The organism is Actinomycetota bacterium, assembly GCA_041658565.1.
Lineage (GTDB): Bacteria > Actinomycetota > AC-67 > AC-67 > AC-67 > JBAZZY01.
Window position 1 is genome coordinate 1 of sequence record JBAZZY010000047.1, and the last position, 7,684, is coordinate 7,684.

Consider the following 7,684-nt stretch of genomic DNA (forward strand, 5'->3'; position numbering starts at 1 on the left):
TGCTTCCGGATGAGCAGGTTCATCACCGCAACGGAGTTCGCGACGACAACCAGCCCGAGAACCTCGAACTCTGGGTCCGGCCGCAACCCTCGGGCATCAGAGCGACCGACGCTGTCGTCTGGGCAAGGGAGATACTGCGTCGCTACGAAGAGGGTGGGTCACACCTCCAACAACGCTCAACGAAACGCTGAGCGTTCTTGGAGGTGGCGGGAATCGAACCCGCGTCCTTTGATCTCGCCCCGAGGGCATCTCCGAGCGCAGCCGGCGGTTTGTTTCTCAGAGTCACCGCGCGCACCGGCGCGCTCGGCTCCTCCCAGCCCGGTAGGTGTTCCCCGCGGTACCCGGACACTCCCGCAGGGTGAGCCTGCTAGCGACGCCGCTTCCGAGGTCGCAGGCACACCTCGGGCGACGGCTACCTATTTCTAGGCGGCGAGCGCGACAGAGTCGGCGCTTATTTTGTTTTTCCGGCTTATTTACGAGGACACGGAAACCTCGGCTCGCTTCCCTCGATTCGATCGATCAAAGTCGAATCCATGCACCCCCTATGAAATTGCCAAGCACTTCAGTCTACGGGATAGCGGCGAAGACGCCAGAGCCAAATCTAGGTCCGGCCGCGCCTGCGGGCGCTCGCAGCCTTCGCCATCTCCCGCTCGGCGTCGCGTTTGGCGATCGCCTGTCGCTTGTCGTGAGTCCGACGGCCCTTGGCAAGAGCGACTTCCACCTTCACCTTGTTCTGCTTGAAATACAGCAGCAAGGGGACAAGCGTGTACCCCTGCTGCTGGATCTTCACGACAAGCTTCGCGATCTCGCCGGAGTGCAGGAGGAGTTTCCGCTCGCGAGTCGGCTCGTGGTTTTGCATCGAGGCCTGGGTGTACTCGGGGATGTGCAATCCGACCACGAATACCTCACCCCGGCGGATCACGGCGTACGCATCGGCGAGCGACGCCTTCCCCTCCCGGAGCGACTTGACCTCGCTGCCCACCAAAACGATCCCGGCTTCGTAAGTCTGTTCGATGTCGTACTCGTGGCGCGCGCGACGGTTCGTGGCCACGACGCCCTCGGATGTCTTCTTGCTCGCGCTCAAGGTAAATCAGATCCTAGAGGTGAATCGGATCCCGGGCGCGCTTGGACCTACAGCCAGCGAATCGGGTTAGACGGCTCGCCGTCCACGCGCACTTCGAAGTGAAGGTGCGGCCCGGTGGACCAACCGGTCGATCCGACGGCTCCGACGCTTCCGAGCGTCTTGACGCGATCTCCCGGGCGCACGTAGACCTTGCTCAAGTGTGCGTACATCGTCGCAAGCGACTTGCCGTGGTCCAAGATGACGACCAGGCCATACGCGCCCTTGTAGCCCGTATACAGAACCGTGCCGTACCGAGCCGCCTTCACCGTCGTTCCGCTCGGGGACCCGATGTCGATCCCGGTGTGCAGCGATCGGTACCCGTAGATCGGGTGCGTACGCCAGCCGTAACCCGAAGTGATTCGACCCGAGACCGGCCAGCGCAGGTAGCCGCCCTGTCCTTGGATGACGCCCTGGCCGCGTTGCTTTCCGCGCAGGAATTCCGCGATTGTGTCCGACTCCGCGATATAGGAGTCCAGGGCTCGCTTGTACGCTTCCTTCTGACTGCGTACCTCCCGAAGAAGGCCCTCCTTGTAGTCGATCTCCCGTTGAACCTGGTACTGCGCCGCCGCCCGCGCGGCGCGCGCGGCGGCAATCCTGGCCGCTTCGCGCGCTGCGGCGTCACGGTCTACCTGCAGGACCTGCTGACGCTCGGAGATGTCTGCACGCTGCTGCTGGATCGACTCCTTGGTCTTCTGGATGTCGGAGACAAGCCGCTGATCCGAGCGAACCACGCTCGCCTGATACTCATTCGCCGCAACGAGATCGCCCAAGCCGGACAGAGAGTCGTAGGAGTACGACAACTGCGACGGTGCATTGACGTAGATCTCGGCAACACGTGCGTCGAGGATCTTCTGCTGGGTCTCCAACGCGGCCAGTGTTTGCTCAAGCTCACGGGTCTTCTTCTGGAGCGAAACCGAAAGCAGGTCGATGCGAGACTCGAGCGCGCCTAGTTGCGCGCGCGCGTCGGCGAGTTGAGCCAGGATCGCATCGAGTTGGCGCTGCAAGTCGGCCTTGCGCGCGTCGGACGCCAGAATGCGCGAGACGAGGTCCCTCTCCTTGGCCTCGGCCTCGTGGATCTGGCGGCGCTTCTGCTCAATCAGGTTCTGTAACTCGCTCTGCCGCCCGCGGTAATCGGCGAACGCAGGCGCAGTCGGGAGCACGGCACACAGGACGGCGGCACACGCAATAGACGCGATGCTGCGTCGAAGAAACAACCTCACACTCCCCCCCACGTCCCTCTCCCAGGTTGGTGGTCTAATGCATCCTAGACTTGTCAGGTGGAACTCTGTCAACACCAGAAACAGGGTTCTCACGGATGATCGTCGCTTCGAGTGGGCAGCTTTAGTTCTCTGACCAGCCGAAACGGGTTCCTACACGTCGAGGAATCTGCGCAATCCGACCATGCTGCCGATCGCGCCGACCAGCATGCCGGACACAAGCAGATAGATACCTTGCATCCCGATGTCTCCGTAGGTAATGCCGAAACCGAGCGGCTGGAACTCCGCCGACCCCAGACTCGACAGAACCGGCTCGGCGGCAAACAGCAGCGCGATCGCCACGACCGCTCCGACGATTCCTTGGGCCACACCTTCCATCATGAACGGAACGCGAATGAACCAGTTCGTCGCCCCTACGAGTTTCATGATGCCGATCTCCTTTCGGCGGGCGAAGATCGCCATCCGGATCGTCGTCGCGATCAGGATCAGCGCCGCCAGTCCCACCACCAGCGCCATCCCGAGGGCCGCCGCGCGCAGCGTGCTCGCGAAGGCGAACATCTTGCGCAACGTCTTGCGCTCATCCCTGATCGTGTCGATCCCCGGGCGCCCTTGGAGCCGATCGCGAATGATCTCGAACTTCTTTGGGTCCTGGAGCTTCACCCGAAACGACTCCGGCAAGGCGTCGGGACTGGTGTTCTGCACTATCTCGGGGTCGTTGGCGAAAAGCTTCTTGAATCGCGTGTACGCCTCTTGCTTACTCTCGAAGACAACACGATCAACCTCGGGCATCGAAAGCAGATCGCGTTGCAGTTGGTCGCGCTCGTCCCCCGAGATGTCCCCGGCAAGAAACACCGCCACTTCCACTTTCCGAGTCAACAGATCCGCCGACCGCGTGACCGCACCGCGCAAGAGAAATACGCCACCGAACAAGAACAAAGACACAGCCACCACCATGACCGCCGCAAGAGTCATGAAGAAGTTGCGACGCATGTTGGTGAGCGCTTCTTGGGCCGCATACTCGATCCGGATCGCCATGGCTACGCGTACACACCCCGGGACTGATCGCGGATGACGACGCCCTTGTCCAGCTCGATCACGCGCCGACGCATCGCGTCGACGATGGTGTGATCGTGTGTGGCCATGACGACGGTCGTTCCACTTCGGTTGATGAGGTCGAGCAGCTTCATGATCTCGACCGAGGTCGCAGGGTCGAGGTTTCCGGTCGGCTCGTCGGCGATCAAGATCTGCGGCCGATTGACGAACGCGCGCGCCACCGCCACGCGCTGCTGCTCCCCGCCCGAGAGTTCATCGGGGAGATTGCCGCTCTTCTCGCCGAGCCCGACGAGGTCGAGTACCTCGGGGACCTGCTTGCGGATGACCGATCGCGAAAGTCCGATTACCTCGAGTGCGAACGCCACGTTCTCGAAGACCGTCTTGGCCGGCAAGAGCTTGAAGTCCTGGAACACGCAGCCGATGTTGCGCCGCAGCATCGGGATCTTCCAGCCGGCGAGCTGGGCGATGTTCTTCCCGGCGACGAAGATCTCTCCGGACGTCGGCTGGTCTTCGCGCAAGATCAGACGCATGAAGGTGGACTTCCCCGACCCCGAGGAACCCACGAGGAAGACGAACTCCCCTTTTTGGATGTCGACGGAGACGTCGCTCAGTGCGACGACGTTCCCCTTGTAGATCTTGGTGACGTTTACGGTTCGGATCATTCGACTTTCGCGCATGCAGAAAGCGAACGCGCGCCCTCGGAATCACAAAAGGCTAGCAGAGGCCCAGAGGCCCGGCAAAGGCCGCGGGTAGCGATCAGCGCCCCAAGAACTCTCGCGCGCGCTCCGCGATGCGCGCGCCCGACAGCCCGTATTTGTCATACAACTCGGCGGTCTCGCCGGATTCGCCAAAGGAGTTCAACCCGACGCGCAACAAGCGCGCGCCGACGCCGGCTTCCGCCATGACCTCGGCGACGGCACTGCCCAGACCGCCGTTGACGTTGTGATCCTCGGCGGCGATGACTGCGCCACACTCCCGCGCCGCCGTCGCAATCCCGTCGCCGTCGATCGGCGCGATTGTGTGGACGTTCAGTACGCGTGCCTGAATCCCGTCGGCGGCAAGCAGTTCCGCCGCGACAAGCGACTCCTGCACGAGAGCCCCGGTTGCGACGAGCGCCACATCTGCACCCGGCCGCAGAACCTCGGCCTTACCGAACTCGAACCGATACCCCTCGTCATGAACCGATGTCGTTCCCTGACGCGTCAAACGTAAGAACGCGGGACCTTCGTGATCGAGCAAGTACTCAACCGCGCGGTGGGTCTCGATCTCGTCGCAAGGCTGAATGATCGCCATCCCGGGAAGCGCGCGCATGGCCGCGACATCTTCGAGCGCCATCTGGGTTCCGCCGTCGTCACCGATGCCGATCCCGACGTGCGTACCGACCAGGCGGACGTTGCTGCGGTTGTAAGAAACCGACATGCGCACGGTCTCCTGGCGCCCGGTGATGAACGCCGAGAACGAGCACGCCCAGGGGACCTTGCCGCTGAGCGCAAGGCCCGCGGCGATTCCGATCATGTTCGCCTCGGCGATCCCGACGTCGATGAAGCGGTCGGCGAACTTCGCGGCGAAGTCCTCAGTGTGGGTGGAGTTGCCGAGGTCGCCCGTCAACACAACGATGCGAGGATCCTCGCCGAGTCGGAGGATGGCGTCGCCGAAGGCCTTTCGCGTCGCGACGGCCATCAGATCTTCCCCTGGATCTCGGCGATCGCTCGCTCGCCCTGCTCCGCGTTGGGAGCCTTCCCGTGCCAGTTGTGGTCCAGCTCCATCCAGGAAACGCCCTTCCCCTTGATCGTGCGCGAGATGATGACGGTCGGCTTGCCCTCGAACGCCTTCGCGGTGCGCAGGGCGTCGACGCACTGTGCATGATCGTGCCCGTCGATCTCGATGACGTTCCACTTGAAGGCTCGGAACTTGTCGCCCAGTGGATCCAAATCTTGGATGTTGCAAACCAGTCCGGTCTGCTGCACCTGGTTGCAGTCGATGATCGCGGTCAGTCCGTCGAGTCCGGCGTTGCCGCAGGACATGACGGCCTCCCAGACTTGGCCCTCTTGAGACTCACCGTCGCCAAGCATGCAGAACGTGTGCCACGCGGCGCCGTCGATACGTGCGGCGTGGGCCATACCCGCCGCCATCGAAAGGCCCTGCCCGAGCGACCCGGCCGAGACTTCCACCCCGGCCAGGCGAGTCCGGTCCGGATGCCCCTGCAGCGCGGAACCGAGTTTGCGGAACGTTTGGAGCAGGTCGTGGGGGAAGAAGCCGGCGCGCGCCAGCACCGAGTAAAACCCCGGCGTGCAGTGACCCTTGGACAGTACGAAACGGTCGCGGCCGAGCCAGTTCGGCTCTTCGGGCCGGTAGTTCATGATTCCGCCGAAGTACAGGCAGACCAACAAGTCGATCTCGGAGAGGGAGCCGCCGGGATGACCCGATCCGGCCTCAACAAGCGTGCGGATGATGTCCACCCGCATCTCCTTCGAGACGCGCTTCAGTGATTCGATATCTAGGGTTTGGACGATTCCAGACACGCAACGTCCTCCTGCGACGAACGGGGACCGGGAAGGCACCGGAACTCTACCAGCACCTCGCCCGCTCGATTAGTCCGCGGCCGGCGCTCGGGACCGCTGCCACTCCAGGAACGCCCGAATAAATTCGTCGATGTCCCCGTCGAGAACGGCGTCGATCCCCGAGGTCTCCCGCCCCGACCGCACGTCCTTGACCATTTGGTACGGCTGCATGACATACGAACGGATCTGACTGCCGAAATCGATGTCGCGCCGCTCCCCTCGCAACTCGTCGAGTTTCGCTGCGCGCTCCTGACGCATCAACTCGGCAAGCTTGGACTGCAGAATTCGCATCGCAACCGCCTTGTTTTGTAACTGTGAGCGCTCAGCTTGCGCGGTCACTACGATCCCCGTCGGCAAGTGGGTGACGCGAACCGCGGAGTCCGTGGTGTTCACGCTTTGCCCACCGGGACCGCTGGAGCGGTAGACGTCGATCTTGAGGTCATCCTCGGGGATGGCCACCTCCACATCCTCGTCGAGGATCGGAACGACATCGACTGCCGCGAACGAAGTGTGGCGTCGCTTCTGGGAGTCGAAGGGCGAGATCCGCACCAAGCGATGCACGCCGCGTTCGGCCGAGAGCATCCCGTAGGAGAATCGACCTTTCGCGATGAAAGTCGCGCTCTTGATGCCGGCCTCGTCGCCGGGCTGACGATCGATCACCTCGATATCGATACCACGGCGCTCCGCCCAGCGCAGGTACATCCGCAGCAGCATCTCCGCCCAGTCCTGGCTCTCGGTTCCACCGGCACCGGGATGCACCGAGACGACGGCGTCACGCTCGTCGTGCTCGCCGCCGAGCAGCGTCCGCACTTCCAGTTCTGCGACTTCCGCGCGCAACGAATCGATCCCGGAGCGCAACTCACCCTCGACGCTTGCGTCCTGCTCGGCGCGCGCAAGTTCGTCCAGCGTCTCGAGGTCCTCGTGACGCGAGGCCAAGCGCTCGAACACCGACACGTCGTCTTCGAGGCGTGCGAGATCACCCAGCAACTTTCGGGCTTGATCGGGGGTGTCCCAGAGATCAGGCACGGAGGCCTTCTGTTGCAGTTCGGAGATCGTGCTGCGCTTCGTGTCTACGTCAAAGATAGGCCCTGGCATCGGCGATGGCCGACCCCAAGACCGCGATCTCCGAAGAAAAGTCTTGAACCATGCGCGTTATCCTACCGATTCGCGCGCGCGGGAGACGCCGCTCCAGTACGCGAGTCTCAAGACGGACGAGCCGATGCGGTCTGATCGGCTACTTCGCGTCTGTCGTTCCCGAGGTGGGGACTTTGCTCAGATCGATCGGGATCGGACCCCCCGACACCGGGGACACCCATACGACGGGCCCCCCTCCCATGCAGTCGTCGCGCTCCGGTCCACCGTTGGGTGGCGGCGGCGCGACCGATCTGCCCGGTGACGCCGTCTCGGTTGGACAGGGGGGCAGCGTCGCGGGGTTGAAAGGAGGTGGAGCCTCATCCGCCGAGACGGCAACCAACGTTCCGGCCGTCAGTCCTGCTGCGACGATGATCATGCCGACAACAACGCCAACCAGCTTCCTTCGTCGCGCGCTCATTGCTCGCTACTTGCCGTCTGTAGTTCCCGAGGTGGGGACTTTGCTCAGATCGATCGGACCCCCCGACACCGGGGACACCCATACGACGGGCCCCCCTCCCATGCAGTCGTCGCGCTCCGGTCCACCGTTGGGTGGCGGCGGCGCGACCGATCTGCCCGGTGACGCCGTCTCGGTTGGA

General features: G+C 63.3%; 9 protein-coding genes and 1 other RNA gene. 1 reads left to right on the plus strand and 9 read right to left on the minus strand.

Going from position 1 to position 7,684, the window contains the following annotated elements:
• The coding region (locus WDA27_14370) for an HNH endonuclease (protein MFA5892111.1) at window positions 1-191 on the plus strand (191 nt) is incomplete at its 5' end.
• A 6-nt stretch (window positions 192-197) separates the two neighbouring features.
• On the opposite strand, the gene ssrA is transcribed toward WDA27_14370, so the two are convergent.
• The 9 genes from ssrA to WDA27_14415 all read right to left on the minus strand — a co-directional run bounded on the left by ssrA (window position 198) and on the right by WDA27_14415 (window position 7,506).
• Window positions 198-543, minus strand: a transfer-messenger RNA (tmRNA) gene (gene ssrA, locus WDA27_14375).
• Between the two features lie 58 nt (window positions 544-601).
• Window positions 602-1,084 carry an SsrA-binding protein SmpB gene (smpB, locus tag WDA27_14380; protein MFA5892112.1) on the minus strand — a complete coding sequence of 161 codons (483 nt, stop codon included), beginning with the start codon at window positions 1,082-1,084 and terminating at the stop codon, window positions 602-604.
• Window positions 1,085-1,131: 47 nt separating this feature from the next.
• Window positions 1,132-2,343 (minus strand): peptidoglycan DD-metalloendopeptidase family protein, encoded by a 1,212-nt coding sequence (locus tag WDA27_14385; GenBank protein ID MFA5892113.1) that lies wholly within the window; start codon window positions 2,341-2,343, stop codon window positions 1,132-1,134.
• A gap of 150 nt (window positions 2,344-2,493) precedes the next feature.
• Window positions 2,494-3,375, minus strand: a complete 882-nt coding sequence (gene ftsX, locus WDA27_14390; GenBank protein ID MFA5892114.1) for a permease-like cell division protein FtsX — start codon at window positions 3,373-3,375, stop codon at window positions 2,494-2,496.
• 2 nt (window positions 3,376-3,377) lie between these two features.
• The gene (gene ftsE / locus WDA27_14395) at window positions 3,378-4,055 is read right to left on the minus strand and encodes a cell division ATP-binding protein FtsE (GenBank protein MFA5892115.1); all 678 of its coding nucleotides are present in this window, start codon (window positions 4,053-4,055) and stop codon (window positions 3,378-3,380) included.
• 94 nt (window positions 4,056-4,149) lie between these two features.
• On the minus strand, window positions 4,150-5,073 hold the full coding sequence (locus WDA27_14400) for a transketolase C-terminal domain-containing protein (GenBank protein MFA5892116.1): 924 nt from the start codon (window positions 5,071-5,073) through the stop codon (window positions 4,150-4,152).
• Complete coding sequence (locus tag WDA27_14405; protein MFA5892117.1) at window positions 5,073-5,915, minus strand: transketolase; 843 nt, start codon at window positions 5,913-5,915, stop codon at window positions 5,073-5,075. Before WDA27_14405 ends, WDA27_14400 begins: the two co-directional genes overlap by 1 nt.
• A gap of 69 nt (window positions 5,916-5,984) precedes the next feature.
• A protein-coding gene (prfB, locus tag WDA27_14410; GenBank protein MFA5892118.1) for a peptide chain release factor 2 occupies window positions 5,985-7,101 on the minus strand; the annotation gives its coding sequence in 2 pieces (ribosomal slippage) (window positions 5,985-7,037 and window positions 7,039-7,101; 1,116 coding nt in all).
• Between the two features lie 87 nt (window positions 7,102-7,188).
• The gene (locus WDA27_14415) at window positions 7,189-7,506 is read right to left on the minus strand and encodes a hypothetical protein (GenBank protein MFA5892119.1); all 318 of its coding nucleotides are present in this window, start codon (window positions 7,504-7,506) and stop codon (window positions 7,189-7,191) included.
• Between the last annotated feature and the right edge of the window lie 178 nt (window positions 7,507-7,684).

Bases quoted from the DNA above. Each gene is read 5' to 3' on its own strand.
- ftsX (MFA5892114.1), bottom strand. From the start codon at position 3,375: ATGGCGATCCGGATCGAGTATGCGGCCCAAGAAGCGCTCACCAACATG.
- WDA27_14400 (MFA5892116.1), bottom strand. From the start codon at position 5,073: ATGGCCGTCGCGACGCGAAAGGCCTTCGGCGACGCCATCCTCCGACTC.
- ftsE (MFA5892115.1), bottom strand. From the start codon at position 4,055: ATGATCCGAACCGTAAACGTCACCAAGATCTACAAGGGGAACGTCGTC.
- WDA27_14415 (MFA5892119.1), bottom strand. From the start codon at position 7,506: ATGAGCGCGCGACGAAGGAAGCTGGTTGGCGTTGTTGTCGGCATGATC.